The following is a 26,439-nucleotide window of genomic DNA, read 5'->3' on the forward strand; positions in this document are numbered from 1 at the left end:
CGGTCCTAGCTATAGCCGGTTCTGGATGAGCGCTCTTGTCTCAGCGATCCTGTCCTCGTCGCGGCGATAGAATGTCCATTGCTTGATGCGCTTGGCCCGTAACAGCCCTGCCTGCGTGAGCACACGCATGTGCTCGCTGAGCGTCGCCTGGGTAATGCCGAGCTTTTCGGCGATCAGCAGCGCACAGACGCCGTCCTCGACCAGATCGCCATCCGCCTGGGCCGGGAAATGCGCGCGCGGATCCTTCAGCCAGTCGAGGATCCGCAGCCTTCGTTCGTTGGCAATCGCCTTGAACACGTCAACCTCTTGCATTTAGGCATTTTGCCAAGTTACTAATTGCTGTCAATCCCAAGGAGATGGCCATGACCAACGGCAACACCATAACGCGCGAACGCATCGCGATGATGGAACCGCGCATCCGTCGCTATGTGCGCCACACGCCGGTGCTGCGCGTCGACATGGCCGACTTCAACCGGCCGCCGCTGGCGGTCGATCTCAAACTCGAATGCCTGCAGCATTCCGGTTCGTTCAAGGCGCGCGGCGCGTTCACCAATCTTCTCGAGCGGCAGGTCCCCGGGGCCGGTGTCGTCGCCGCCTCGGGCGGCAATCATGGAGCGGCGGTGGCGTATGCCGCCATGCGTCTCGGCCACAGGGCGACCATCTTCGTTCCGGAGGTGAGCCCGCCGGCCAAGCTGGAGCGCATTCGCAGCTACGGCGCCGAGCTGGTCGTCGGCGGCGCCCGCTATGCCGAGGCGCTGGCCGCCAGCGAACGTTTCGCCGAGCAAACCGGCGCCTTGCAGATCCACGCTTTCAACCAGGAGGAAACGCTTATCGGGCAAGGCACGCTCGGGCTGGAAATCGAGAACGACCTGCCTCAGATCGACACTTTGCTGGTCGCCGTGGGCGGCGGCGGCCTGATCGGCGGCATCGCCGCCTGGTTCGCCGGCCGTATCCGCATCGTCGCCGTAGAACCCGAGGGCGCGCCGACACTCTATCGCGCCCTCGAGGCCGGCCATCCGGTCGATGCGCCGGCCGAGGGCATCGCCGCCGATTCCCTGGCGCCCAAACGCGTCGGCGAGATGATGTTCCCGATCGCCGAGGCCTTCGTGGAACGCTCCATCCTGGTCAGCGACGACGACATCGTCGTCGCCCAGAAGGCGCTGTGGGACCGGGTGCGGATCATCTCGGAACCCGGTGGCGCCGCGGCGTTCGGCGCCATCCTGTCCGGCCGCTATGCGCCGGCACCCGGCGAACGGCTCGCCGTCCTGGTCTGCGGCGCGAACGCAAACCCGGCGAAATTCTGATCGCTGCGCCTTTCTCTCCTTCACGTTTTTCAGGAACTGCCTCGCCTTCGCCGCGTTTGCTGGGTATTCTTCGAGTCGTGAGGTTCGGGCCATCCCGCCCGCTCCCGTGGAAGGGCCGATGACGGAACGACCGATCTTCAGCAGCGATCGCGGTCTTGCCGGGCGCCTGGCGCTCAGCCGGCTGGCGACGCGGGTCTCGATGATGGTCGAACGGGGCTGGCCGCTCCTGCTGCCGCTTCTCGTCGTCGCCAGCCTGTTTCTCAGCATTTCCTGGCTAGGGCTTTTCCCGCGCCTGCCCGATGCGGCGCGCATCGGGTTGGTCGCCGCCTTCGGCGTCGCGACACTGGCCGCGCTCTATCCGCTGCGCTTTTTCCACATGCCGGGCGGCGCCGAGATCGACCGCCGCATCGAGGCGGCCAATCACTTGCTGCACCACCCCGTCCAGACCCAGACGGACCGGCCGAGCGGCCGCGAAAGCAGCTTCTCGCAGGCGCTGTGGCGCGAGCACCAGAAGCGCATGGCCGACAGGCTCGACAGCCTCGGCGCCGACGTGCCGCGCACGCGCGTGCCGGAACGCGATCCCTGGGGATTGCGCGCCGTGGCGGCGCTTCTGCTGGTCACCGCCTTCGCTTTTTCCTTCGGACCGACCGGTGGCCGGATAGCCGACGCGTTCAGCGCCCAGGACGCGCATGACGCCGTGCCGCCGCGCATCGATGCATGGGTGACGCCGCCCGCTTATACCGGCAAGCCGCCGATCTTCCTTACGGCAGACGCCAACCAGGCGGCGCCGGCTTTCCACGTTCCCGAAGGCAGTGATGTTTCGCTGCGCGTCACCGGCGGCTCGGGCGAGGAGACGCTTGCCTATGCCGACAAGGATGGCAATGCGCGCGCCATCGATCCCGCCGACCCGCAGGCGGCCGCGGCCAAGCCGGCGGCAAGCCCGGCAGCGCAGTCCAAAGTGCGCCAGTTCATCGGCAAGCTGACGAGCGATGGCACGCTGACGCTGAAGTCGGGCGAGGACCAACTCGGCCGTTGGGCCTTCGCGGTGATCCCGGACAAGCCGCCGCAGATCCGTTTCGTCGGCGAGCCGAAGCGCGCTGTCAACGGCGCTTTCGAGCTCAACTACCAGATCGACGACGATTATGGCGCCGCCAACGCCAAGGCCGTGTTCGCGCTCGCCGATCCGCAGGCTCCCGATGCGCGTCCGCTCTACGGTCCGCCTGACATGCCGCTGACGCTACCGCGCCGCGGCGGCAAGGCGAATGCCGCCAGGACCTCGAAGGACCTGACCGAACACGTCTGGGCTGGCGCCGAGATCAAGCTGACGCTGGTCGCCACCGACGATGCCGGGCATACGGCGAGCAGCGAAACCAAGACGTTGGTGATGCCGGAGCGGCCGTTCTCCAATCCGCTGGCGCGAGCCGCTATCGAGCAGCGCCGCCTGCTGGCGCTCGACGCCAACGCCAAGCCGCGCGTGCTCGACCTGATGGATGCGATCACGCTGCGGCCCGAGGACACGTTCGACAACATGTCCCACTACCTCGCCATCATGAGCGCGCGCAGCCGGTTGAAGATGGCCGACAGCGACGACCAGTTGCGCAACGAGGTCTCCTATCTCTGGGAAATCGCGCTCGGCATCGAGGAGGGCAATCTCTCGGCTGCCGAGAAGCGGCTGCGCCAGGCGCAGCAGGCTTTGCAGGACGCTATCAAGAACGGCGCCAGCGACGCGGAGATCGAAAAGGCGATGAAGGAACTGCGCGAGGCGATGAACCAGTTCCTGCAGGAATTCGCCGAGCGCGCCAAGCAGAATCCCAACGCCCCGCAGATGCAGCAGAACGGCCAGGAACTGCGCCAGAGCGACATCGATCGCATGATGGACCAGATCGAGAACCTGGCGAAGTCCGGCGATCGCGACAAGGCGCAGCAATTACTGTCGCAGCTGCAGGACATGATGAACAACCTCCAGGCAGGCCGCCAGCAGCAGGGTGGCCAGCAGGACAGCCAGATGCGCCAGCAGATGGACAAGCTCGGCGACATCCTGCGGCGCCAGCAGGAGATGATGAACGATACCTTCCGCATGGACCAGATGCAGCGCGGCGAGCGCCAGCGCGGCCAGAACCGCGACGAACAGCTCGGCGAAGGCGGTGGCGAGGATCAGGACAGACCGGGCGCAGGCGAGGGCCGCGATCCGCTCGCCGGTCAAAAGCCGATGACGCCGCAGGAATTCGCCGATGCGCTGAAGCAGTTGCAGGAAGGCCAAGGCCAGTTGAAGAACGACCTCGAGCAGTTGAAGAAGGGGCTCGAAGGCATGGGCATGGAGCCCAATGAAGGCTTTGGCGAGGCCGGCAAATCAATGGGCAATGCCGAGCAGGCCCTGGGCGATGGTGAAGGTGATCAGGCCGTTGGCCACCAGGGGCGCGCGCTGGAGGCGCTGCGCAAGGGCGCCAAAGACATGATGAAGCAGATGCAGGCGATGCAGGGCGACGAAGGCGGCAGCCAGGAAGGCGGTCGCCAGCAGAACGCCGATCGCGATCCGCTCGGCCGGCCGCGTGCCAGCCAGGGTCCCGATTTCGGCGATTCGGTGAAGGTGCCGGACGAGATCGACGTGCAGCGCGCCCGCCAGATCCTGGAAGCGATCCGCAAGCGGCTCGGCAATGCGCTCAGCCCCGATATCGAGCGCAGCTATCTGGAACGGCTGCTGGAACTGAAATAGGGATCGCCGCCGCGGCATCCGCTGGGAGCGGCTGCAACATCATGCCCAAACTCGGCACAGTGACGCCCATCCTGCGCATCTTCGACATTGCCAAGGCCCACGAGTTTTACGTCGGCTTCCTCGGCTTCCAGGTGCTGTGGGAGCGCCGCTTTGACGACAACGCGCCGCTTTACATGGCGGTCGGCCGTGACGGCTGCATCCTGCATCTGAGCGAACACCATGGCGACGGCGCGCCCGGCATCGCCATGCGCATCAAGGTCGAGGACATCGCCGCCCTGCATCGCGAGCTGATCGGCAAAGCATACCGTTTCGCCAGGCCGGGCCTGGAAAAGACGCCGTGGAAGACCCGCGAGGTGTCGGTTGCCGATCCGTTCGGCAACCGGCTGCATTTCTACGAGGATGCGGCCGGCTGAGTCTGCCTGTTGACGAACGCCTCGCGGATCGCCTCTTGCATGCCGTCGATCGCCTCGCCCGACGCATTCGGGTTGCGATGCATCACCACATTCGAGGAATCGATGTCGCCGAAACCGTCGGCGGACGTCAACTCGCGGCAGCCGTCCGGAATGTTGCTGCGCGAAATCGGTGCGATCGCCAGTCCCGAGGTGACGGCAAGCTTCAGGCCGCCGGTCGTGTCGCTGGTGTAGGCGACACGATAGCCGAGCCCGCGCTGCTCGAGCGATTTGATGGCGAAATCCTTGCACCAGCCGGCCCGGTTGTAGAGCGCGATCGGCACCGGACGCTCCTCATGCATGTTATGCAGGATCGATGTCACCCACACCGTCGGATCGTGCATCAGCACTTCGCCGCCTGAAGGATCCTGCCATTCGAACACCACGCAAAGATCGAGCTCGCCGGCGGCAAGCGCCGCTATCTGCGCCCCCGAATGGGCATAGCGCACGGTGACCTCGACCTTGGTGTGACGCTTTGAGAATGCGCCGAGCGCGCGCGACAGGATGGCATGGCCATATTCCTCCGGAATGCCGATCCGCACCGGCCCGCCGAGCGGCGCCGCCGCCATCGACGCTGCCGTCTCGTCGAGCAGCGAGACGATGCGGCGGGCATTGACGATCAGATCGCCGCCGCGCCGCGTCAGCGCCACGCCGCGCGACCCACGCTCGAACAGGCTGTCGCCGATGACGCTTTCGAGCTTCTTCATCTGCATCGAAACCGCCGATTGGGTGCGACCGGCCTGCTCGGCCGCCTTGGTGAAATTGCCTGCTTCGACAATGGCCACGAAGGTGCGCAGGAGATCGCTGTCGAGGGTGGGCCGCATCCTGTCCGCCATAAGGAATTTTGATTGCTGGTATCATTCCAATTCGTTTGCAACATGTCAAACACGGGATGATAGTTGCTTCACCCATTGGATATGTGGCTGAGGATTCGGCCACGCACCAATCAAGAGTCCTCACTCATGCCCGCTGCCCGAAACGGTGGCGGGTTCTTTTTAGCTTGCTGCAAGCTTGCTTGCGTCCTGGTACGGGAGCTTGGGATCCTTATGCGCAATCGGATGGTGCTCGGCATGCTGAGCCTGTGCCTGGGCGTGTTGGTCTTCTCGTTGCAGGACCCGCTGGTCAAGGCGGTGTCGGGCGGCTACCCCGTGACCGAGGTGATGGCCATCCGCGCGGTCGTCGCCCTGCCGATCCTGATCGTGCTCGTCCATGCCGATGTCGGGCTGCGTGCGATCCTGTCGCGGCGGTTCGGCGTGCTGACCATGCGCGCCTTCATTCAGTTCACCTCCTACACCATGTACTACCTCGCCATCGCCGCCTTGCCCCTGGCCGATGCCGTGGCGCTCTATTTCATGGCCCCGCTCTGCATCATGGTGCTGGCCGGGCCCTATCTTGGCGAACGGGTCTCCTGGCAGACGCTGGCGACCGTGTTGATCGGGCTGCTTGGCGTCGTCGTGATGCTGCGCCCGGGTGCGGGACTGTTCGACTGGGCGGCGCTGCTGTCGCTGGGCTCCGCGGTGCTCTACGGCTTCTCGCAACTGATGGCGCGTAAGATCGGCGACACCGAATCCTCGACCGTGATGGCCTTCTACCAGAACGGTGCCTATCTCGCCGGCGCCGCACTGGTCGCAAGCCTGTTCTGGCTTGCCGGCATCAATCATGCCGCCCATCCCAGCCTGGAATTCCTGGTGCGGCCCTGGCTGTGGCCGACGCTGCCGGATTTCCTCAAGATGGCCGCCTGCGGCTTCGTCGCCTCCGCCGGCATGATCTTGCTGTCGCAGGCCTACCGGATGGCGCCGGCAAACCGCGTCGCCACCTTCGAATACACCGGCATCCTTTGGTCGCCGCTGTGGGGTTTTCTGTTCTTCGCCGAAGTGCCGCGGTCGACGACCGTGATCGGCGCCGCCCTTATCATCGGCGCCGGCCTGCTTGCGCTCAACACCGGACGGCGCAAGCTCCCCGTACTCGTCGCTGCCGATCCCGCCTGATCAGGCGAAAATGCTCAGCGCCCGTTCGACGCGTGAACGGATTTCGGCCAGCGTGAACGGCTTCTGCACGACGTCGAGGATGATGCCGTTCAGTTCCTCGGCGCGCTCGCGCTGATCGGCATAGCCGGTCATCAGCAGGATCTTCATCGACGGGAAAAATGCCGAAGCTGCAATCGCCATCTCGATGCCGTCCATCTCGGGCATGCGGATGTCGGAGACGACGAGATCATAGGCGCCCATCGCGGCGCGTATCAGCGCCAGCCCTTGCGCGCCGTCGGCGGCGATGTCGATTGCGTGCCCGGCGCGTTCGAGCGCCCGGGCTGCGAGGGTGCGGACGGACTCATCGTCCTCAACGATCAGAAGCTTTGCCATGGCCGGCATGTTTGGCGAGCAAACGTTGACTTTTTCTGAAGGGCCCGGCGCTCCGGCATGGGTTATTTTCTTGAAGCCGTTAAGGCCTTTTTCAGTATTTGCCGCTGCCTCACGCATCGCCTTTGACGACGCCGACGAACGGCAGTTCGCGAAAGGCGTGCGCGACATCCATGCCGTAGCCGACGACGAAATAGTCGGGGCAGTCGAAGCCGACATAATCGGCATTGAGGGTGGTCTGGCGACGCATGCGCTTGTCGAGCAGCACCGCGATGGCGCAGCTTCTGGCGCCGCGTGACAGCATCAGGTCGCGGGTGAAGCTCAGCGTCTTGCCCGACTCCAGAATGTCGTCGATCAGAAGCACGTCGCGGCCGGCGACCTCGTTGTCGATGTCGCGCAGCACCCTCACCTCGCCGCTTGTGGTGCCGGCGCCGTAGCTGGAGATGAAGATGAACTCGACCTCCGGCGACAGGCCGACATCATGCATGGCGCGGATAAGGTCTGCGGCGAAGATGAACGAGCCCTTCAGCACCGAGATCACCAGAAGATCGTGATAGTCGTGCCCGGCGATCTCCTTGGCGAGTTCGAGATTGCGTCGGGCGATGGCCGACGCCGAAAACAGGACCTCGATGTCCTTGCCGCGCACAACTGGCATTCTTCGTCCCTTCAAGATTTTCAAAGGCCTTCGCGCACCGGAAGCGCTGACATCAGCCGTTTGCGGGCCGGCCTCACCTGTCGCACATGCTATTCCGCGAAGGTGACCGACACCGTCCTTACGCCGTTTCTAGGCACGTCAAGCCGGCTGGCAAAGCCGAATCTTTCACTTGGCGCCAATGAGCGGCTGGATGTCCCCAAAGTATAGCGCGTTGTGCGCCCGTCATTGCCGGTGACGCGGATCTCGAGAGGCGGCAGCGTCGCCGGACTTGCACCGTCATTGGCGGCCTCGCCGTCGACGAACAGCACGGGGTTCGCCCCGGACGCGTCCACGCGTGACGTCACCCCTGAAATGCTCAACGCCGAGCCCGGTCCGCCCGCGAGGGGCGCCGCCTGGCGCACCAGTGCGTGCCCGCCGGAAACCCAGAAGGCGGCAAAGGCGGCGCCGACACCGGCGATCCAGAAGATCGGACCGCCGCGCGGCGCCGGCGGCCGCACTGGCGGCGGCTCGGGCTTGCGCAGCATGTCCATGCCTTCGAGGGATGGCATGGACATCACGCGCCGCGGTGAAATGGCTTCGGCACGGGGCGCGGCCCGCGGCACCACCACATAGTCGGCATCGACGATATCCGCCGCGTCAGCGCGCAGGATACGCTCCGGCGCGGCATTTGCCGGCGGATCGGTCATGATTTCGCCGGAAACCGGGCGCGCGGTTCGATCCTCAGCCATCATGGCCCCAGCATTGCAGCACGTTCGCTTTTCGTTTCTTTTGCGTAAAGGCAAATGGTTAACGCTTCCCCACCGGAGCCCTTGTGACGAGCCGAAACAGCCCACCAATTAACCGCCGGTTAACCATGCCGGCCGATGGTCTTTTCCCAGAACAGGCCGGCTTGCCGCCGACGGATTCCGATTTCAGGTCAAATCGACCTGAAATCGGAATCCGCCTCCGAATTAGAGTGATAGAGCATGATGTCGCCCGAAAACCGCCTCACACTTTTCGGCATCACGCTCTAGGAATTTCAGGTCGCCGAAAGTGATTCGCTTCGAAAATGTCGGCCTCCGCTATGGCATGGGTCCGGAAATCCTCCGCGACATTTCCCTGCACATACCGGAGCGCTCATTCCAGTTCCTGAGCGGGCCTTCGGGCGCCGGCAAGACGACGTTGCTGCGGCTTCTCTTCATGTCGCTGAAGCCGACGCGTGGGCTGATCACCATCTTCGGCAAGGACCGCTCGCGCATCTCGCGCGCCGAACTGCCGCATCTCAGGCGCCGCATCGGCGTGGTGTTCCAGGATTTCCGCCTGCTCGACCACATGACCACCTATGAGAATGTCGCGTTGCCCTTGCGCGTGCGCGGGCGCGAGGAAGCGAGCTACCGCACCGACGTCACCGAGCTGTTGAAATGGGTCGGGCTCGGCGAACGCATGCATGTGCTGCCGCCGGTCCTGTCGGGCGGCGAGAAGCAGCGGGCCGCGATCGCGCGCGCCCTGATCGAGCAGCCGGAGATCCTGCTGGCCGACGAGCCGACCGGCAATGTCGATCCGCCGCTGGCGCGACGCCTGCTCAGGCTCTTCATCGAACTCAACCGCCTGGGCACCGCCGTGGTGATCGCGACCCACGATCTCGGCCTGATGGAGCAGGTCGATGCGCGCCGCATGATCCTGGCCGGCGGGAGGCTTGATATCTATGACTGAGCTTTCCGCCGAACACCTCGACGCACAGGCCGACGAAGCGGCCGCGCCAAGGCCGCGCGTCCAGCGCAAGATGGCGCCCATCGTGCCGGCGCAGAACATCGCCGGCCGCGCCCTGGTGCTGGTCATCGCCATCATGACCTTCCTGTCCTGCCTGACCTTCGGCGCGGTTACCCTGGTGCGCGACACCGCCTCGGTCTGGGAAAACCAGATCTCGCGCGAGGCGACGATCCAGATCAAGCCGGTCGACGGCCTCGACATGGAGGCAGCTCTTGCCCAGGCCTCGCAGATCGCCGGCGAATTCCCCGGCGTGAAGGCGACCAGGATCATCGACCGCGAGGCCACCGCCAGATTGCTGGAGCCCTGGCTGGGTTCGGGCCTCAACATCGACGAGCTGCCGGTCCCGCGGCTGATCATCGTCACCATCGACGAGAACAACCCGCCCGATTTCGCCGCCATGCGCGCCGCGATCACGCCGAAGCTGCCAAGCGCATCGCTTGACGATCACCGCACCTGGGTCGACCGGCTGGTGGCCATGGCCCGCACCACGGTGACCATCGGTATCGCGGTGCTGGCGCTGATGCTCTCGGCGACGGTGCTGACCGTGGTGTTCGCCACGCGCGGCGCCATGGCCGGCAACGGCCACATCATCGAGGTGCTGCATTTCGTCGGCGCCGAAGCGCGTTTCATCGCCCGCGAGTTCCGCCGCCATTTCCTGATCACCGGCATGAAGGGCGCGGCCGCCGGCGGAGCCGCCGCGGTCGCCGTCTTCATCGTCTTTTCCTGGTGGTCCTCGCGCAACATGGCGACCCCGCAGGCCGACCAGGCGACTGCGCTATTCGGCAACTTCGCCATCGGCTCGGCCGGCTATCTCGGTGTCGTGCTGATGGTGCTGATTATCGGCGCGCTGACGGCTGCAACCTCGCACGCCACCGTCGTCGCCTATCTCAGCGACATCGACGTGCGCCAGCCTGAAGCATGACGACGTCGAATGACCAGGATCGATCACGCATGAAGAACCGCCGTAACGCAAATTGCGATTTTTACCTACCAAAGGCCGCATTTCGGGATTAACCATGCCATGATGGAGGTGCGGGACTCGACCAGTACCGTTGGACCGATGCCGGCGTTGGCGGCGCGTCCGCATGGACGCGGCCGGGTTTCGGCCGTGCTGCGCGTTTCTTCTTTCGCCTTGCTTGCCCTGGTCGCCCTGTTTGCCGGCGGCTTCGGCTGGTTCGCCAACACCGTCAGCCATCTGACCACCCCTGCCAACCCGGCCAGGGCCGACGCGATCATCGTGTTGACCGGCGGCCAATCGCGCCTCGATGCGGCGATGGAACTGCTGGCGTCCGGCAAGGGCGCGCGGCTTTTGATCAGCGGTGTGCATCCCTCCGCCAGCCGGCGTCAGCTTCAGGCCGCGACCGGCGGTGACATCAGGCTGTTTTCCTGCTGCGTCGACATCGATCGCGCCGCGCTCGACACGATCGGCAATGCCGAGGAAAGCGCCAAATGGGTCGAGAGCCATGCCTATGGCACGGTGATCCTCGTCACCAACAATTACCACATGCCGCGCAGCCTGCTGGAAATGGGCCGGCTGCTGCACAAGGCCAAGCTCGAACCCTATCCGGTGGTCAACAGCAATCTCGACAATGGCGGCTGGCTGACCAAGCCGCGGGCGCTGCGCGTGCTGTTCACCGAATACAATAAATATCTGCTGGCATTGGCGCGCGGCATCGTTCCGGTGAAGCCGACGCCGGACGGCATCGCGTTGGCCGAGATCGCCGCCGGCAGCTGAACCTGCTCGTCATTTGGTGACGACGGATCCCGGCGCCTGCCGCAGGCGAGCGACTTCCTGTTCGAGCCGTTCGATCCGCCTGTCCCGTTCGGCCAGCGCCGCCGCCACGTCGGCGGCCTCGAAACGCTGAGGAATGTGCTGCGGACAATTGGCATCCCAGGTCGCCACGGTGAACAGGATGACCTGTTCGGGCCGTGCCGCATAATCCCGCGGCATCAGCCTCGCCATCAGCTCGGCGTCGCCTTCCACCACACGCGCCGTGCCCCAGATCTTGACACGCCGGCGATGGGCATAGTCGATGAGGAACAGGAAGGCCTGCGGATTGTCGGCGAGATTGCCCTGGGTGATGAACTGTCTATTGCCGGCGAAATCGGCGAAGCCGACCGTCTTTTCATCGAGCACCTTGAGGAAGCCGGCCGGCCCGCCGCGATGCTGGATATAGGGCTGGCCAACACCGTTGGCCGTCGACAGGAAGACGCTGGTCTGCATCTCGATGAAGGCCGCAAGGTCCGATGTAATCACCGACTGCCAGCCACCGCGCTCCTCGACCCGGGAATAGGCCTGGCGAGAGCCCTTGCGGGCCTGGATCGCCTTGACGGTCGGCGTGAAAGCGACGTCGCTGGTAAAAGCATGCGCGTCCATCGATAGCCTTTCTTGCCGGAGAGGTTAAAGCCCGAGTTCCGACAGCGACGGATGGTCGTCCGGCCGCCGGCCGAGCGGCCAGTGGTATTTACGGTCGGCAGCGCCGATCGGCAGGTCGTTGATGCTGGCGATGCGCAGCCGCATCAGCCCATGTTCGTCGAATTCCCAGTTCTCGTTGCCATAGCTGCGGAACCACGAGCCGCTGTCGTCATGCCACTCATAGGCGAAACGCACCGCGATATGGTTGCCATGGAAAGCCCAGACCTCCTTGATCAGCCGGTAGTCGAGTTCCCGGCTCCATTTGCGCGTAAGGAAAGCCTGGATGGCATCGCGGCCTTGCAGGAACTCGGCACGATTGCGCCAGCGGCTGTCTACCGTATAGGCAAGTGCGACACGGGCTGGATCGCGCGAGTTCCAGGCATCCTCGGCCATGCGCGCCTTCTGCGCGGCGGTTTCCGCGGTGAATGGCGGCAGCGGCGGACGCTCTTGCGACATGACAATTCCTTTCTTGACCCAGGTCGTGTGCGTCACGGCCAATATGGAGGCTTCCATCAGGCAGATGTAGATGCCATATTTGTAATCTATCCTTCCAATTTCCGGAAGAATCGATGGACCGGCTCGAAGCCATGTCGCTTTTTGTCGCCGCGGCGGAGGCCGGCAGCCTGTCTGCCGCCGCGCGCCGGTTTCGCATTCCGCTGGCGACGGTCAGCCGCAAGGTTTCCGACCTGGAAAGGCATCTCAAGACCCGCCTTCTGAACCGCTCGACACGTCGGCTGACGCTGACCGATGCGGGCCAGGCCTATCTTGCCGCCTGCCGCCGCATCCTGGGCGAGGTCGGCGAGGCCGAGCGCATGGCGGCCGGCGAATACAGCGCCCCGACGGGCGAACTGGCCATCACCGCGCCGGTCGTCTTCGGCCGCCTGCACGTGCTGCCGGTCGTGACCGGCTTCCTCGCCGCCTATCCCGACGTGGACATCCGCCTGACGCTGGCCGACCGCATAACCCGGTTGGTCGAGGACCATTTCGACCTCGCCATCCGCATCGGCCGGCTTCCCGACTCCAGTTTTGTCGCCATGCGGATCGGTACGATCCGCCGTGTCGTTTGCGCGAGCCCCGGCTATCTGGCCGAACGCGGCGCCCCGACGGCGCTTGCGGACCTCGAGTCCCACAGCTGCATTACCTTCGAAGGGCCGGGCGCGCTCTCGACATGGAGCTTCACCGTCGGGAAGGCCGAGATGCCGATTCGGGTCCGCTCGCGGCTTCAGGTCAACACCGCCGAAGCTGCGATCGATGCCGCGCTCGCCGGCGTCGGGCTGACGAGGGTGCTGTCCTACCAGGTCGACGCGGCGGTGCGGTCAGGCGCGCTGCGCGTGCTGCTGCGGGAGTTCGAACCGGAACCCTGGCCGGTAAGCCTGGTGCACGCAGGCCACGGCTTGCTGCCGGTCAAGCTGCGCGCATTTCTTGACTTCGCCGCCCCGCGCCTGAAAGAAAGACTGGCGCGGCTGATGTAGCGCGGCTGGGCCGTGGGCGAAGCCGAAACGTCTTTCGGCGCCGTTCGGGGGCATCTTCGGCCATTTCCTTTTTGCGCCCGCTTGGTGTAACCAACGCACACCTCCTTACCGGGCCTCCCCCAATGCTCCAAGTCCGATCGCTGGCGTTCAACTTCGTCTTCTACGTCAATCTGATCGTCCAGATGATCCTCTGGACTCCCTATTATTTCCTGTCGCCGCGCCATCGCGCCTGGTTCGTGCCGAAGTTCTGGTCGCGCACCTCGATGTGGCTCTACGACAAGATCGCCGGGACCAAGAGCGACATCACCGGGGTGGAAAATCTGCCCGAAGGTTCCTTCATCCTGGCGCCCAAGCACCAGTCCTTCTGGGACGCGATCGCCTTCTTCCCCTATCTCCAGGATCCACTCTACATCCTGAAGCGCGAGCTGACCTGGATTCCGTTCTTCGGCTGGTACATCCTGAAAATGCGCATGATCCCGGTCGACCGCGGCAGCCGCTCCAAGGCGCTGAAGGCGGTGGTTGCGTCGACCAAGGAAGAAATCGCGCGCAACCCGCGGCAGCTCATCATCTATCCCGAAGGCACCCGCCGCTCGCCCGGCGACGAACCCGCCTACAAATACGGCATTGTCGAAATCTATGCGCAGCTCGGCATTCCCGTGGTGCCGGTCGCCCATGTTGCCGGCCTCTATTGGCCGCGCCGCAAGTTCCTGCGCTATCCCGGCACCATCAAGGCGCGCTTCCTGCCGCCGATCCCGCCGGGCCTGGACAAGGAGGAATTCATGCGGCGGCTGATCGGCGAAACCGAAACCGCCTGCGACCAGTTCCTCATCGACGCGTCCCGTGCACCCAATCCGCCCGCCTTGCCGCCGACGGCGGTGAAGCGGCTGCGGGAACTCGGCGCCAAAGCCTGAAGGGCGGCCTTCGGCGCGACCGATGGCGGCCCGCGCAACGTTCAAGCGAACACAGCCAGTGCGGTCGTCAGCACCAGCGTCGCGGCAAAGACCAGATTGATGATGCGCGAAGCCACCGGCCTGCGAAGAAAGCGTGCGAAAGCAGCGCCCGCAAGCAGCCACACGGCATGGATGGCGACGATCATGAATGCGAGAGCGGTCAGCTTCGGCCCGGTGCCGATGGCGCCGGCGCCCGAATCCGCGGACGCGCCGGCGAACACCGCGGCGATGGCCACATAAGCCTTCGGGTTGGCCACCGCCAGCAGGAACCCGCCGGTGAATGTCGGTCGCGCGGCCTCGCCGGCATCCGCCGCCAGGGGCGGCGCGCTGGCAATCTTGAACGCGAGATAGAGGATATAGGCAGCCGACGCCGCGACAAGCAGCGGCGCGAGCCGCGGCATCGTGGCAAGCATGGCGCTCACCCCGCTTGCCACGACCAGAAGCACGGTGATCGTGCCCAGGATGACCCCCAAGGCGTAGCTCAGGGAACGGCGCAGGCCGAACGCCGCGCCGACGGCGGTGACGCTTATCGTCGCCGGTCCCGGGCTGCCCATGACGGCCGTGGCGGCAAGCATCAGCGCAACGAGCTGACGCCACATATCCGGCTGCGAAAAAAGCGGGCCTGCCATCCGCGCCTCCTGTCTTGCCAAGCGTCAATGACGGTATGGCAAGGTCGGGGCGACCGTCTTGGACGATCGTGCGCGGTGCTGACGGCTCAGCCGCTCGCCTTGTCGAGCTCGGCCATGTCGTCGGCGCTCAGCTCCAGCGACACCGCCTTGATCAGGCTGTCCATCTGTTCAGGCTTGGTGGCGCTGGCGATAGGCGCGGTGACGCCCGGCAGGGCAATGACCCAGGCAAGCGCCACTTCCGCCTGTTTGGCCGAATGCCTGGCGGACACCGCGTCAAGTGCCGCGAGGATGCGCATCCCGCGCGCATTGAGGTAATCCTTCACCCCGCCGCCGCGCGGACTTTGACCGAGATCGGCCTCGCTGCGGTATTTGCCGCTCAAGAAACCCTTGGCCAGGCTGAAATAGGTGATGACGCCGATGTCCTCGGCCATGCAGAGATCGCGCAGCGGGCCATCGAACGACGAGCGGTCGTAGAGATTGTATTCCGGCTGCAGCACTTCATAGCGGGGCAGGCTGCGCAGGCTTGCCACGTCAAGCGCGGCGCGCAACTGACCGGCGTCGAGATTCGAGCAGCCGGCATAACGGATCTTGCCCTTGGCGAGCAGCTTTTCATAGGCGCCGAGGGTTTCCTCATAGGGCGTGGTCGGATCCGGCCAGTGCGACAGATAAAGATCGATGAACTCGGTCTGCAGCCGCTTCAGCGAAGCATCGACGGCCTTTTCGATGTAAGCGGCGGACAGGTCCTTGTGGCCCTGTCCCATGTCCGAGCCGACTTTGGTGACCACCACGACCTTATCGCGGTTGCCGCGGTCCTTCATCCATTTGCCGATGATGGTTTCCGATTCGCCGCCCTGGTGGCCAGGCACCCAGCGCGAATAGGCGTCCGCTGTATCGACCGCGTTCAGGCCGGCGCCGACGAAGCGGTCGAGCAGGTCGAACGACGTCTTCTCGTCGGCGGTCCAGCCGAAGACATTGCCGCCCAGAACCAGCGGCGCGATGGAAAGGTCGGTGCGACCGAGACGGCGTTTCTGCAAGGCTGATCTCCGTGTTGGTGGGATTGGGCGGCTATCGCCCGTTGAGAGTCGGAGCCTAACCTAGGTCTCGCCGCATCGAGGTCAAAGACCTCGCCGGATTTTTCCGCAAGCCAGCGCTTCACAAAGGCGCGATCCGCCTGGCCACGTCTTCCAACCAGTGATCGCGGATGCCGAGCGCCCGGAGATGGTCCAGCGTGCTCGACACATAATCCTCATTATTGCCGGACTGGCCGACAGCGCCGCGCACCACATCAGCGGCGTGGGCCGCATCGAGCGCACCGGCATACTGCTCATGATTGCGGTCGACGATATAGGCCACGGCCTCGACCGTGCCGCCGCCGTCAAGGCGGACATTGAGCATGCGCTCGAGATAGACATTGGTGACCAGCTCGCGCTCACGCAGATAGGCGATGACCTCGTCCCGCAACTCGCCCGGCACCCGGAAAGCCAGCCCGACGCAGGAACCCCCGCGGTCAAGGCCGAGCACCAGCCCCGGACGTTCCCGCGTGCCGCGATGCACGAAGGAATAGACGCACAGCGCGCGACGATAGCCATGCAGGCGCGCCCGCCTTGTCTCGACATGCGCGAACCCCGGCCGCCATATCAACGAACCATAGCCAAACACCCAAAAATCGCCCATATCGCCGTGCCTGATTGCGTAAGAATGGCAACACCACACCGGAATCGGTGTTTTTTCCGTCCATCTCTGTCTACCTATTGTCGTTGCCAGAATCGACAGCCCGCCCACAGCCCCCATGCGTGAACGAGAACCGCAGCATGACGTCCACTGACGAACGCCAGCCGAAGCATCGCCGCCGCCTGTTCTGGCTTGCAGCGTTTGTCATCGCGCTGTTCGCCATCTACAGCGGCGGCTGGTTCTATCTCGCCGACAGGGTCCGGAGCGAAGCCGACAAGGCGATCGCCACGCTCAACAAGAGTGGCATCGAGGCCGGCTGCGCCAATCTCCAGGTCAGCGGTTATCCCCTGAGCTTCGCCGTCTCCTGCGACAATCTTGCTTATGAGGACGACGCCAAGAACCTTGCCGCCTCTGCCGGCTCCTTCAACGCCGTCGCCCAGATCATCCAGCCGCTGTCGCCGGTCGCGGACCTGCGCGGTCCGCTCAGGACCTCGGTTCCGGGCATGGTGCCGCTGTGGATCGACTGGGATGATCTTAAGGCCAACGTCAAGCTCTCATGGCCGCTGCCGCGACGCATTTCGCTCACGGCCGAGGGCCTGTCCGGCCAGACCGATCCGGCCGACGACACCGATCCGGTGCAACTGTTCAGCGCCGGCAAGGCGGCGGGTCAGCTGCAGCCGAACGGCAGGGATATCGACTATATCGGCAGCTTCGGCGATCTGGAGATCGACCCCGATGCGATCGGGGGCCGCGTCCTGCCGCCGCTCGACGCCAGTGGCGAGGCGACGCTGAAGAACGGCCTGGCCCTGATCGGCACGCAACTGAAAAGCCTGCGCGGCCAGGCCGTCGAGATCCGCAGGCTCGATTTGTCGTCGGGCACGGCGCACGTCACCGTTTCCGGGCCGCTGTCGGTCGACGCCGAGGGCCTGGTCGATGCCGATCTGATGATCAGACTGAAAGACCCGAAAGCCGTGGCCGCCATTCTCGGCGCCGCCATACCCGAACAGAAGAACCAGATCGAACAAGGCTTTGCCGCCCTGGCGCTGCTCGGCAACGAACCGTCGATGCCACTCAAGGTGGTCAAGGGCAAGGCCTCGCTCGGCTTTATCCCGCTGGGCAAGATCAAGCCGGTCGACTAAGCATCCCCAATGGACAGACCGGCAAAACTCCTGAGCGTCGGCGCGCTGACGCTCGACACCATTCTTCGCGTCGAAGCGCTTCCCATCCATCAGGGCAAGTTCATGGCCGCCGATGGCGTCCAGATCGCTTCCGGCATGGCCACGAGTGCCGCCTGCGCCGCACGCCGGCTGGGCGCCGAAGTGTGGCTTTGGGCGAGCGCCGGCGATGATCGGGTCGGCGACCAGCTGATATCGGGCATAGAGACGGAGGGCGTCGATTGCAGCCTCGTCCGTCGCGTCCCCGGAGCGTCCTCGGCGCTGGCCGCGATCCTTGTCGACGGCCATGGCGAGCGCATCATCGTGCCTTTCTACGATCAGCGCGCCCAGGCCGATCCCGACGGCTTGCCGGTCGCCGATCTCACGGCTTTCGATGCCGTGCTGGTCGATGTGCGCTGGCCGGGTGCGGCGGCGCTGGCGCTCAGCGCTGCGCGCGCTGCCCGCCGCCCTGGGATCCTCGATGCCGACACCGCGCCATTGGCAGTGCTGGAGCGGCTGTTGCCGCTCGCCTCGCACATCGTCGCCTCCGAACCGGCGGCGCGCATCGTCTGCGGCCAGGCGCTGGACCCGCAGGCCGCATGCGCCGACCTTGCGTCGCGCACCGACGCTTTCGTCGCGGTAACCGCCGGCGGGGCTGGAACCTGGTGGCATGACAGGCAGGCCGGTTGCGTACGCCACGTCGCTGCGCCAAAGGTCAAGGTGGTGGATACGCTGGCAGCCGGCGACGTCTTTCATGGCGCATTCGCAGCCGGATTGGCGCAAGCCATGCCGATCGAGCAGGCGCTACGCTTTGCCAGCGCGGCCGCAGCGCTCAAATGCCAGCGCTTCGGCGGCAGGCTGGGCGCGCCCGATCGTGCCGAGACACTGGCGATGATGGCGGCGACCTGGCCTGAAGGAGCCTAGTTTTTCGCCGGATGCTCGACCGCCTGGCGACCGAAATCCGGCACGTCGATGTCCTGGCCGGCCTCGATGATCGAGCGTCGCACGGCGCGGGTGCGGGTGAACAGGTCGAACAGCTTGTCGCCGTCGCCCCAGCGGATCGCCCGCTGCAGAAAAGCCAGATCCTCCGAGAACCGCGCCAGCATTTCCAGGATCGCGTCCTTGTTGTGCAGGCACACGTCCCGCCACATGGTCGGATCGGAGGCGGCGAGGCGCGTGAAGTCGCGGAAACCGGAAGCGGAATATTTGATGACTTCCGTCTTGGTCACCGATTCCAGGTCATCGGCGGTGCCGACGATGTTGTAGGCGATGATGTGCGGCAAATGCGAGACGATGGCCAGCGTCATGTCGTGATGCTGCGGATCCATCGTGTCGATGTTGGCGCCACAACGGCGCCAGAATTCGGAAAGCCTTTCCAGCGCGTCCGGATCCGTGTCCGGCAGCGGGGTGAAAATGCACCAGCGGTTGTCGAACAGATCGGCGAAACCGGCATCGGGCCCAGATTTCTCCGTGCCGGCCAGCGGATGGCCGGGAATGAAATGCACCCCACCGGGTATATGCGGCTGCATCTGTGCGATCACGGAAGCCTTGGTCGAGCCGACATCGGTGACGATGGCGCCCCTCTTCAGCGCCGGCGCGATCTCTTGCGCCACCGCGCCGGACGAGCCGACCGGCACCGAGACGATAACCAGGTCGGCATCGCGGACCGCTTCCTTGGCATCTATGGCGTAGGAGGAGCCCAGCCCAAGCTCTTGCGCCCGCGCCAGCGTCGCGGCGCTGCGCGTCGAGATGGCGATATGGCCGGCCAGGCCCTCGCGGCGGATGACGCGGGCCAGCGACGAGCCAATCAGGCCGATGCCGACCAGCGCGATCTTTTCGAACATCGGTGATGCCATGGCGTTTTAGCTTTTCAGGAATGTCGTGAGTGCCGCGACAACGCCGCGATTGGCCTCTTCGGTGCCGACCGTCATACGCAGTGCGTTGGGGAAGCCATAGCCCGAAACACGCCGCAGTATGTAGCCGCGCTGGGTGAGATAATCGTCCGCCGCCGCGGCCGAATGCTTGCCGTCGTCGGGAAAATGAATGAGGAGGAAATTGCCGACGCTCGGCGTCACCCGCAACCCGAGCCCGGTCATCTGTTCGCTCAGCCAGGCCAGCCAGGTCTCGTTATGCGCGACGCTGCGCTCGATATGGGCGCGGTCGCGGACGGCGGCGATGCCGGCCTCGATCGCCGTCGCATTGACGTTGAAGGGACCGCGTATGCGGTTGATCGCGTCGACGATGTGCATCGGCCCATACATCCATCCGATCCGCGCCCCGCCAAGTCCGATCTTGGAGAAGGTGCGGGTCATGACCACGTTCTGAGAGCTGCCCGCGAGCTCGATGCCGGCCTCATAGTCGTTGCGCCTGACATATTCGGCATAGGCGGCATCGAGCACCAGAAGCACGTTCTTCGGCAGGCCGGCATGCAGGCGGCGCACCTCCTGGAACGGCACGTAAGTGCCGGTTGGATTGTTGGGATTGGCGAGGAACACGATCTTCGTACGTGGCGTGACGGCCGCCAGGATCGCATCGATGTCGGCGCGCTCCTCGGTCTCCTTGACCGCGACAGGCGTCGCACCCGCCGACTGGATGTAGATCTTGTAGACCATGAAGGCGTGTTCGGTGAATATGGCCTCGTCGCCGGGCGCCAGATAAGTCTGCGCCAGCAGGCCGAGGATCTCGTCGGAGCCGTTGGAACAGATGATGTTCTGTGCGTTCAGACCATGCACCTCGGCGATTGCTTCGCGCAGGCGCCGGGCGGTGCCGTCGGGATAGACGTCGAGCTTGGTGGCGACCTCGCGCGCGGCCTCGATTGCCTTCGGCGAGGGGCCGAGCGGGTTCTCGTTCGACGACAGCTTGTGGACCTTGTCCACCCCGGCGGGGGCCGAGCTCTTGCCCGGCACATAGGCCTGGATGTCCATGATGCCCGCGCGCGGGGTTGGACGTGCCTTGTCCGAGGTCTGGCTCATATCGCAAAATCCGTCGAGAACGCCTCCATCCTGGAAGCCGCTGCGGAAATACAAGCCATGGCCGGCAATGTCGAGAGGTGGCAGTGGTGCCAGCAAGCGGCATTGACGGCGAGGCAGGTGAGTTCTAGAAGGGCATCGACAGTTCCGTGGTGATTTGGCCGGTCGGCTTGCAGCCACGTTAAACAATTCGCTAAAGGGCCGTTTGCGCGACGTAACCGGCTTTGCGAAGGCAATGCCGGTTTTTTGTTGTCCGCGATCGGCCGGACGAACGCATCGGCGGCGCGGAGATCGGCAGCGATTTCCGCAAAGGCAAGGTGCAGCAAGAGAGACGAGATGGCCGCTCAGCGCGCTGGCAGAACCAACAACGAGGCAGACCAACCGTCGAGCCCGGTCGTGCGCTTCGGCGCCGACAAGCCGCTCAAGCTCGACGCCGGCACGCTGCTGTCGCCGTTCCAGATCGCCTACCAGACCTACGGCACGCTGAACGACGCCCGTTCAAACGCCATTCTCGTCTGCCACGCATTGACCGGCGACCAGCATGTGGCCAGCACCAATCCGGTGACCGGCAAGCCGGGTTGGTGGGAAGTGCTGATCGGGCCCGGCAAGATCATCGACACCAACCGCTTCTTCGTCATCTGCTCAAACGTCATCGGCGGCTGCCTCGGTTCCACAGGCCCGGCATCCACCAATCCCGCCACCGGCAAGCCCTATGGGCTCGACCTTCCGGTCATCACCATCCGCGACATGGTGCGTGCCCAGCAGATGCTGATCGACCATTTCGGCATCGAAAAACTGTTTTGCGTGCTCGGCGGGTCGATGGGCGGCATGCAGGTGCTGCAATGGGCGTCGAGCTATCCGGAGCGTGTTTTCTCGGCGCTGCCGATCGCCACCGGCGCGCGTCATTCCTCGCAGAACATCGCTTTCCACGAGGTCGGCCGGCAGGCCGTGATGGCGGACCCAGAATGGCATGGCGGCAAGTATTTCGACCACGGCAAACGCCCGGAAAAGGGGCTCGCCGTGGCGCGCATGGCCGCCCACATCACCTACCTGTCGGAAGCCGCCTTGCACCGGAAGTTCGGCCGCAACCTGCAGGACCGCGAAGCGCTGACCTTCGGCTTCGACGCCGATTTCCAGATCGAGAGCTATCTGCGTCACCAGGGCATGACTTTCGTCGACCGCTTCGACGCCAATTCCTATCTCTATATGACGCGGTCCATGGACTATTTCGACCTCGCCGCCGACCACGGCGGCAGGCTGGCCGATGCTTTTGCCGGCACCAAGACACGCTTCTGCCTGGTTTCGTTCACCTCGGATTGGCTGTTTCCGACAGAGGAGAGCCGCTCGATCGTCCATGCGCTGAATGCCGCCGGCGCGTCGGTGTCCTTCGTCGAGATCGAGACCGATCGCGGGCACGACGCCTTCCTGCTCGACGAGCCGGAACTGTTCGCCGCCATCAATGGCTTCATCGGCTCGGCCGCGCGAGCGAGAGGGCTCGGCGCATGACCCCGCAAAATTGCAGACCTGTCCATCAAGGGTCACGCACCACGACAAGGGGCAAGCCATGAGCGTCAACCGCGCCCAGCGCGTCGATCTCGAGGTGATCGCCGGTCTGATCCCGCCGCAATCGCGGGTGCTGGACGTCGGCTCCGGCGACGGCTCGCTGCTCGAGCTTTTGCAGGAAACCAAGCAGATCGACGGCCGCGGACTGGAGCTGTCGCAGCGCGGTGTCAACGAATGCGTGGCGCGCGGCCTTTCCGTCGTTCAGGGCGACGCCGACAAGGATCTCGAATTCTATCCCGACAAGGGTTTTGATTTCGTCGTCCTGTCGCAGACCTTGCAGGCGACCCGCAACCCGAAGCTCGTTCTCGACGAACTGCTCAGGATCGGCGAACACGCCATCGTGTCCTTCCCCAATTTCGGCCACTGGCGGGTGCGCCTGTCGCTGTTCGTCAAGGGCCGCATGCCGGTGACCAAGGACCTGCCCTATTCCTGGTACGACACGCCAAATATCCACTTCTGCACCATCCGCGACTTCGTCAATCTGTGCGAGGAGCTTGGCGCGACCGTGGAAAGGGCGACCGCGCTCGACGCCAACGGCCAGAAGATCGGCCTGTCGATGCCATGGTGGTTCTGGAACTTCTTCGGCCAGCAAGCGGTGTTCTTGTTGAAGCGATAAGGGCCATCCCGGAGGTGGCTATGACACCCCCTTTTCGGGCGAAGTCGAGCTGCAGGCTGATCTCTGCGACGAAGGTCATCAGCAGGTTGGGACGCATAGCCCGGCGAAGGCTCAGCGATCGAGCTCCGGGAAATACGGATCCGACAAGAACCGTCTGTCGCGTTCGCCTTGCAGGCAGTCGATCGGAGCCTCGGCTTCGGCGGGAATGATCCTGGTCTCGTTCTGAACGCCGCTCACTTCGAGGATCAACTTGCGCCGGATCGCCGTCGAGAATTCGGCGGCTGTATAAATCGGCAGCACGAAGGAGCCCGGCCCGCCGGTTACGCACTGGGCGTAATACCGGTCGAGATGGCTGAAGGTGGGCGATGGATTGATCAGGATCGGCAGGCCGTTGATGACGATGCCTCTGGCGTTTGCCGCATCCCGCGTGGCGGTGACGGGCAGCCCGATATTGTTTGGTCCGTCACCGGAAATATCGATGACGCTGCGTTCGCTTTCGAAAGTAGTGCGGTCGAAAAGCCCTGCACCGAAGGCGAGCGCGCCGGAGATCGACGTGCCGCGGAAGCTGCGGAACGGGCGGGCTGCAATCTTGTCGGCAAAAGCGTTGGCGCTCTCAGCGCCGTCGATGACCTGCCAGCCGATGAGCGCGTCGTCGCGCACAGTGCCGGCCCATTCGAAATAGGTGAGCGCGATGCGACCGGCGTTCCCGGCGCGGACCGCCTTGATGAAGTCGGGATGACGCAGCGCCTCCACATAGCCGGCGCGCTGCAGGGCGAACTCCTTCTCGTCCATCGACAATGAGATATCGACCGCCAGCACCAGTTGGACATCAACGGCCAGACTATCCGGCGCAGGCGCAGTCACGGCGGCCTCGGTGCAGGCCAGGCAGGCAAGCAGGCTGAGAGCATCAAGCATGGCCGGCTCAAGCTATGTTTCCGGTGCGATCTTCCCTCGCGATCACGGCGAAATAAAGCTGCCACGTGGCGTGGCGCGGGCTGGTCCGAATAGATGCCGGAAGTGCTATTTCTTGCGGCGAGGAGCGGCCGGCGGCGGCTCGATCGCGCCTGCCCTTAGGCGCGCGGGCTTCAGAGCCGGCACGCCGGACGCCTTCACGATTGTCAGTGCGCGCGGGAAGAATTGATTGTTGTGCTGGCCGCGGCCTATATTGAGGATCGTCGCCCCGCCCAGCCGCTTCTCCAGCGTCGACAGGACCCGCCGCAGTGTCGGTCCGTCGAAGGCATCGAGAGCCTCATCGATGATCACCCATTTCGGCTGCCGCAGCACGAGCCGGGCGAAGGCTAGCAGGCGCAGTTCGTCGTCGGCCAGTTCATGCTCCCAGCGCGCGCTACGGTCGAGCGACGACGACAGGCGCTCCAGGCCGATCTCGGCCAGCACGGCTGAGATATCGGCATCGCTTGCCGGCGCAACCCCGTCCACGCGGTCGAGCACTTCGCGCAGCGTGGCGGTTGGGAAGTAAGGCGTGCGCGGCACGAAGATGGGCGTCTCTCCCGCCGGCATGCCGATGCGCCCGCTCCCCCACGGCCACAGGCCGGCAATGGCGCGAAAGAACAGCGTCTTGCCCGCGCCAGGCTCGCCGGTGAGCATGACGCGTTCGCCGGCGTGGATCTCGACATGCTGGTCGGCGAGCCTCGTGCAGCCCTCCGGCGAGGCCACTTCGAGTTTCTCGAAGGTCAGCTTGCCGTTTGCATTCTCGCCGAATTCGATGCGCCTTTCCTGGCCGTGCAGCACATCGGTCTCATCCAGCGCAATGCGGAAATCGGCGACGCGCATCAGCGTCGCGCGCCAATCGGCGATGCTGCCGATATTGTTGATGAACCAACGCAATGAAGAATGGACCTGATTGAAGGCGCCGACCGCCATCATCAGTCCGCCGAAGCTGATATCGCCCGCGAAATAGACCGGCGAAGCGACCAGGATGGGAGCCACCACGGTGATCCAGCCATAGGTGTCCGTCACCCAGGCGAGATTGATCTGGGCGTTATAGATGCGTCGCATGGCGCCGAGCACGGTGCCCAGGTCGGTTTCCAGCCGCCGCCTGGCATCGGGCTCGCTTCGGGCGAGCGCGATGGCATCGATGTTCTCGTTGACGCGCACCATCGAGGAACGCAGCTCCGCCTCGCGTGTGTAGCGGTCGCTGTTGAGGTGGATCAGTGGCCGTCCGACCAGCCAGCTCAGCCAGGAAGCCGTTCCGGCATAGAGGATGGCCGCCCACACCATGTAGCCTGGTATGGCGAGCGATGTCCCGCCGACATGGAAGACGAAGCCCGAGGACAGCTCCCATAACACGCCGACGAAGGAGGCGAGCAGGATTAGGGATTGCAGCAGGCCAACGCCGAGATCCGTCGACAGGTCGGAAAGATGGCTCGCGTCCTGCTGCATGCGCTGGTCGGGATTGACCCCGATGGCGCCTGCATGCGCCAGGCGAAAAGCGCGCGCCGGCCGCATCCATCCATCGATCAGATCGAGCGTCAGCGCCTCGCGCAGCTTCAGCCGGATCGTCTGATTGAGCCAGGTCTGGCCGACATTGAGCACAAGAAGCCCACCGGCAATCGCGGCAAAAATGGCGAGCTGGTGCAGGAAGGCCTGCATGTCGCGGCGTGCAAGCGCATCGTAGAAAGGCTGGTTCCAGCGGTTGAGCAGAACCTGGCCGATCGAGGTCGCGACAATGACGGCAACCATTCCGATGGAGGCCCAGCGTAGCCCTTTGCGGACCGGCGACCCGGCAAGCGCCAGCTTGATGGTTGCCACCTGATCACGCAGGCTCGAAGCTTCGACCGCAGCGATAGGCCGGGCAGAGGCATCATTGTCCGGATAATCGGCCATGAGCTGAAGTCCTTGCGTTCAAAAGCGGTGCTGAAAACCGGATGAAGTGTAGTGACGCCACCGGTCACTCAGCCAGGCTGCGAGCCCGTCAGCGACAGATAGGTCGCGAAATGCCGTCCGGCGCAAGTTTCCGGCATGATCACGAAGGTGTCATTCGCGGACCCGGCGATGTCGTGGCCCCGGTCTCTATTCGCCGGCCGAGCCGCGTTGCTGCATGCGGCGAAAGCACCGGCACGAAAACCCGTCGCGAAGCGCGCTGGGCGGCCGGCACGCCCTGATAGAGCCGCTTCTGCGCCTCGACCACGATAACGCCGGAAAAGATCGGCCACAGCCGCCGGCCGGCGCGCTCCAGCATATTGTGGAAGCGCATCATGAAACGCCGCCGCGATGGCGGAAAGAACAGGGCGTCGGACCAGGCGGCGGGCGTGAAATTCGCCTCGCGCAGCAATTCGGTGAGCTGACCGCGCGAGAAGGGCCTGCCATTGCCGAACGGCGTATGTTCGAACCGCGCCCAGACGCCGCGCCGGTTGGGCACGACGATGACCACCCGGCCGGCCGGCGACAGCACGCGCCAGATCTCGTTCAGCGTTTCGCGCGGGTTTTCGACATGCTCGAGCGAATGCACGAGCAGCATGCGGTCGATGCAGGAATCGACCAGCGGCAGTTCCTCGTCGAAAACCAGAGCCGTCGCCGTCGGTCCCGCCGCCGGCCAGACCACGGCGCCCTGCGTCGCCGGCATGAAGGCGAACACCCGCTCGGCGTCGCTGCCGAACCGTTCCAGCCAAGGCAAGGTGTAGCCGAGCCCGACAAGCCGCTCATTGGGCACGGTGGCCCATATCGATGACAAGGCCATGGTGATCGAATGCTCGGCGAAGCGACCGAGCGCTGTCGAATAGAAGGAGCGGAGATCGACGATGTCGGAATGCAT

The 26,439-nt window shown here is 64.7% G+C and carries 28 protein-coding genes and 1 riboswitch; of the genes, 13 read left to right on the top strand and 15 right to left on the bottom strand.

The genetic code is table 11. The features are described 5' to 3' along the window. Positions 1–9 precede the first annotated feature (9 nt). Positions 10–312 (bottom strand): metalloregulator ArsR/SmtB family transcription factor, encoded by a 303-nt coding sequence (locus FJ951_RS05580; RefSeq protein WP_140513877.1) that lies wholly within the window; start codon positions 310–312, stop codon positions 10–12. Positions 313–362: 50 nt separating this feature from the next. Here FJ951_RS05580 and FJ951_RS05585 point away from each other — a divergent pair, with 50 nt between their 5' ends. From FJ951_RS05585 to FJ951_RS05595, 3 genes are all read left to right on the top strand, one after another. Continuing rightward, entirely contained in the window at positions 363–1,304 is a 942-nt protein-coding gene (locus FJ951_RS05585; protein WP_140513878.1) for a threonine/serine dehydratase, read from the top strand. Between the two features lie 118 nt (positions 1,305–1,422). Next, positions 1,423–4,017: a TIGR02302 family protein gene (locus tag FJ951_RS05590; RefSeq protein WP_140513879.1), complete on the top strand. Its 2,595-nt coding sequence runs from the start codon at positions 1,423–1,425 to the stop codon at positions 4,015–4,017. Between the two features lie 41 nt (positions 4,018–4,058). Next, positions 4,059–4,430 carry a glyoxalase superfamily protein gene (locus FJ951_RS05595; RefSeq protein WP_140513880.1) on the top strand — a complete coding sequence of 124 codons (372 nt, stop codon included), beginning with the start codon at positions 4,059–4,061 and terminating at the stop codon, positions 4,428–4,430. Here the strand turns inward: FJ951_RS05595 and FJ951_RS05600 are convergent. Next, on the bottom strand, positions 4,409–5,290 hold the full coding sequence (locus FJ951_RS05600) for a LysR family transcriptional regulator (RefSeq protein WP_140500792.1): 882 nt from the start codon (positions 5,288–5,290) through the stop codon (positions 4,409–4,411). The two genes, FJ951_RS05595 and FJ951_RS05600, sit on opposite strands and share 22 nt — an antisense overlap. A 222-nt stretch (positions 5,291–5,512) precedes the next feature. Here FJ951_RS05600 and FJ951_RS05605 point away from each other — a divergent pair, with 222 nt between their 5' ends. Further along, positions 5,513–6,454 (top strand): DMT family transporter, encoded by a 942-nt coding sequence (locus FJ951_RS05605; RefSeq protein ID WP_181168586.1) that lies wholly within the window; start codon positions 5,513–5,515, stop codon positions 6,452–6,454. On the opposite strand, the gene FJ951_RS05610 is transcribed toward FJ951_RS05605, so the two are convergent. The 3 genes from FJ951_RS05610 to FJ951_RS05620 form a co-directional block, all read right to left on the bottom strand. Then, positions 6,455–6,826: a response regulator gene (locus FJ951_RS05610; protein ID WP_181172199.1), complete on the bottom strand. Its 372-nt coding sequence runs from the start codon at positions 6,824–6,826 to the stop codon at positions 6,455–6,457. It abuts the gene before it with no gap. A gap of 109 nt (positions 6,827–6,935) precedes the next feature. After that, complete coding sequence (gene hpt / locus FJ951_RS05615) at positions 6,936–7,478, bottom strand: hypoxanthine phosphoribosyltransferase (RefSeq protein ID WP_023677924.1); 543 nt, start codon at positions 7,476–7,478, stop codon at positions 6,936–6,938. Positions 7,479–7,567: 89 nt separating this feature from the next. After that, positions 7,568–8,209 carry a hypothetical protein gene (locus tag FJ951_RS05620; protein WP_140513882.1) on the bottom strand — a complete coding sequence of 214 codons (642 nt, stop codon included), beginning with the start codon at positions 8,207–8,209 and terminating at the stop codon, positions 7,568–7,570. Positions 8,210–8,510: 301 nt separating this feature from the next. Between FJ951_RS05620 and ftsE the strand changes: the two genes are divergently transcribed. From ftsE to FJ951_RS05635, 3 genes are all read left to right on the top strand, one after another. Then, on the top strand, positions 8,511–9,170 hold the full coding sequence (gene ftsE / locus FJ951_RS05625) for a cell division ATP-binding protein FtsE (RefSeq protein WP_027023302.1): 660 nt from the start codon (positions 8,511–8,513) through the stop codon (positions 9,168–9,170). Beyond that, positions 9,163–10,149 carry an ABC transporter permease gene (locus FJ951_RS05630; RefSeq protein ID WP_140513883.1) on the top strand — a complete coding sequence of 329 codons (987 nt, stop codon included), beginning with the start codon at positions 9,163–9,165 and terminating at the stop codon, positions 10,147–10,149. Before ftsE ends, FJ951_RS05630 begins: the two co-directional genes overlap by 8 nt. Positions 10,150–10,248: 99 nt before the next feature. Continuing rightward, positions 10,249–10,962, top strand: coding sequence for a YdcF family protein (locus tag FJ951_RS05635; protein ID WP_140513884.1), 714 nt, complete (start codon positions 10,249–10,251; stop codon positions 10,960–10,962). A gap of 9 nt (positions 10,963–10,971) precedes the next feature. Here the strand turns inward: FJ951_RS05635 and FJ951_RS05640 are convergent, their stop codons facing one another. Further along, the gene (locus tag FJ951_RS05640; RefSeq protein WP_140513885.1) at positions 10,972–11,604 is read right to left on the bottom strand and encodes a pyridoxamine 5'-phosphate oxidase family protein; all 633 of its coding nucleotides are present in this window, start codon (positions 11,602–11,604) and stop codon (positions 10,972–10,974) included. A gap of 24 nt (positions 11,605–11,628) precedes the next feature. Further along, entirely contained in the window at positions 11,629–12,099 is a 471-nt protein-coding gene (locus FJ951_RS05645) for a DUF1348 family protein (RefSeq protein WP_140513886.1), read from the bottom strand. 113 nt (positions 12,100–12,212) lie between these two features. Here FJ951_RS05645 and FJ951_RS05650 point away from each other — a divergent pair, with 113 nt between their 5' ends. Continuing rightward, complete coding sequence (locus FJ951_RS05650) at positions 12,213–13,115, top strand: LysR family transcriptional regulator (RefSeq protein ID WP_140513887.1); 903 nt, start codon at positions 12,213–12,215, stop codon at positions 13,113–13,115. 122 nt (positions 13,116–13,237) lie between these two features. Continuing rightward, complete coding sequence (locus tag FJ951_RS05655; protein ID WP_140513888.1) at positions 13,238–14,026, top strand: 1-acyl-sn-glycerol-3-phosphate acyltransferase; 789 nt, start codon at positions 13,238–13,240, stop codon at positions 14,024–14,026. Positions 14,027–14,067: 41 nt separating this feature from the next. On the opposite strand, the gene FJ951_RS05660 is transcribed toward FJ951_RS05655, so the two are convergent. The 3 genes from FJ951_RS05660 to FJ951_RS05670 all read right to left on the bottom strand — a co-directional run bounded on the left by FJ951_RS05660 (position 14,068) and on the right by FJ951_RS05670 (position 16,368). Continuing rightward, positions 14,068–14,694, bottom strand: a complete 627-nt coding sequence (locus tag FJ951_RS05660) for a LysE family translocator (protein ID WP_140513889.1) — start codon at positions 14,692–14,694, stop codon at positions 14,068–14,070. An 86-nt stretch (positions 14,695–14,780) separates the two neighbouring features. Next, positions 14,781–15,728: an aldo/keto reductase gene (locus tag FJ951_RS05665; RefSeq protein WP_140513890.1), complete on the bottom strand. Its 948-nt coding sequence runs from the start codon at positions 15,726–15,728 to the stop codon at positions 14,781–14,783. 118 nt (positions 15,729–15,846) lie between these two features. Beyond that, entirely contained in the window at positions 15,847–16,368 is a 522-nt protein-coding gene (locus tag FJ951_RS05670) for a gamma-glutamylcyclotransferase (protein ID WP_140500781.1), read from the bottom strand. Positions 16,369–16,505: 137 nt separating this feature from the next. Here FJ951_RS05670 and FJ951_RS05675 point away from each other — a divergent pair, with 137 nt between their 5' ends. Continuing rightward, positions 16,506–17,504, top strand: coding sequence for a DUF2125 domain-containing protein (locus FJ951_RS05675; protein ID WP_140513891.1), 999 nt, complete (start codon positions 16,506–16,508; stop codon positions 17,502–17,504). Between the two features lie 9 nt (positions 17,505–17,513). Beyond that, positions 17,514–18,443: a sugar kinase gene (locus FJ951_RS05680; protein ID WP_140513892.1), complete on the top strand. Its 930-nt coding sequence runs from the start codon at positions 17,514–17,516 to the stop codon at positions 18,441–18,443. Here the strand turns inward: FJ951_RS05680 and FJ951_RS05685 are convergent. Next, the gene (locus FJ951_RS05685) at positions 18,440–19,375 is read right to left on the bottom strand and encodes a prephenate/arogenate dehydrogenase family protein (protein ID WP_181172200.1); all 936 of its coding nucleotides are present in this window, start codon (positions 19,373–19,375) and stop codon (positions 18,440–18,442) included. The two genes, FJ951_RS05680 and FJ951_RS05685, sit on opposite strands and share 4 nt — an antisense overlap. Positions 19,376–19,381: 6 nt before the next feature. Then, entirely contained in the window at positions 19,382–20,491 is a 1,110-nt protein-coding gene (gene hisC / locus FJ951_RS05690) for a histidinol-phosphate transaminase (protein WP_140513894.1), read from the bottom strand. Between the two features lie 136 nt (positions 20,492–20,627). Then, positions 20,628–20,705, top strand: a riboswitch (SAM riboswitch). Between the two features lie 119 nt (positions 20,706–20,824). On the opposite strand from hisC, the gene FJ951_RS05695 reads away from it, so the two are divergent. Together FJ951_RS05695 and metW are read left to right on the top strand one after the other, a co-directional pair. Next, complete coding sequence (locus tag FJ951_RS05695) at positions 20,825–21,994, top strand: homoserine O-acetyltransferase (protein ID WP_140513895.1); 1,170 nt, start codon at positions 20,825–20,827, stop codon at positions 21,992–21,994. A gap of 58 nt (positions 21,995–22,052) precedes the next feature. Continuing rightward, positions 22,053–22,667 carry a methionine biosynthesis protein MetW gene (gene metW, locus FJ951_RS05700; RefSeq protein WP_140500775.1) on the top strand — a complete coding sequence of 205 codons (615 nt, stop codon included), beginning with the start codon at positions 22,053–22,055 and terminating at the stop codon, positions 22,665–22,667. A gap of 111 nt (positions 22,668–22,778) precedes the next feature. On the opposite strand, the gene FJ951_RS05705 is transcribed toward metW, so the two are convergent. The 3 genes from FJ951_RS05705 to FJ951_RS05715 all read right to left on the bottom strand — a co-directional run bounded on the left by FJ951_RS05705 (position 22,779) and on the right by FJ951_RS05715 (position 26,439). Next, positions 22,779–23,582 (bottom strand): DUF1194 domain-containing protein, encoded by an 804-nt coding sequence (locus FJ951_RS05705; protein WP_140513896.1) that lies wholly within the window; start codon positions 23,580–23,582, stop codon positions 22,779–22,781. A 105-nt stretch (positions 23,583–23,687) separates the two neighbouring features. Continuing rightward, entirely contained in the window at positions 23,688–25,511 is a 1,824-nt protein-coding gene (locus tag FJ951_RS05710; RefSeq protein WP_140513897.1) for an ABC transporter ATP-binding protein/permease, read from the bottom strand. 139 nt (positions 25,512–25,650) lie between these two features. Continuing rightward, positions 25,651–26,439 carry a methyltransferase domain-containing protein gene (locus FJ951_RS05715; protein WP_140513898.1) on the bottom strand — a complete coding sequence of 263 codons (789 nt, stop codon included), beginning with the start codon at positions 26,437–26,439 and terminating at the stop codon, positions 25,651–25,653.

It is taken from the genome of Mesorhizobium sp. B2-2-3 (genome assembly GCF_006442405.1).
Classification (GTDB): Bacteria; Pseudomonadota; Alphaproteobacteria; order Rhizobiales; family Rhizobiaceae; genus Mesorhizobium.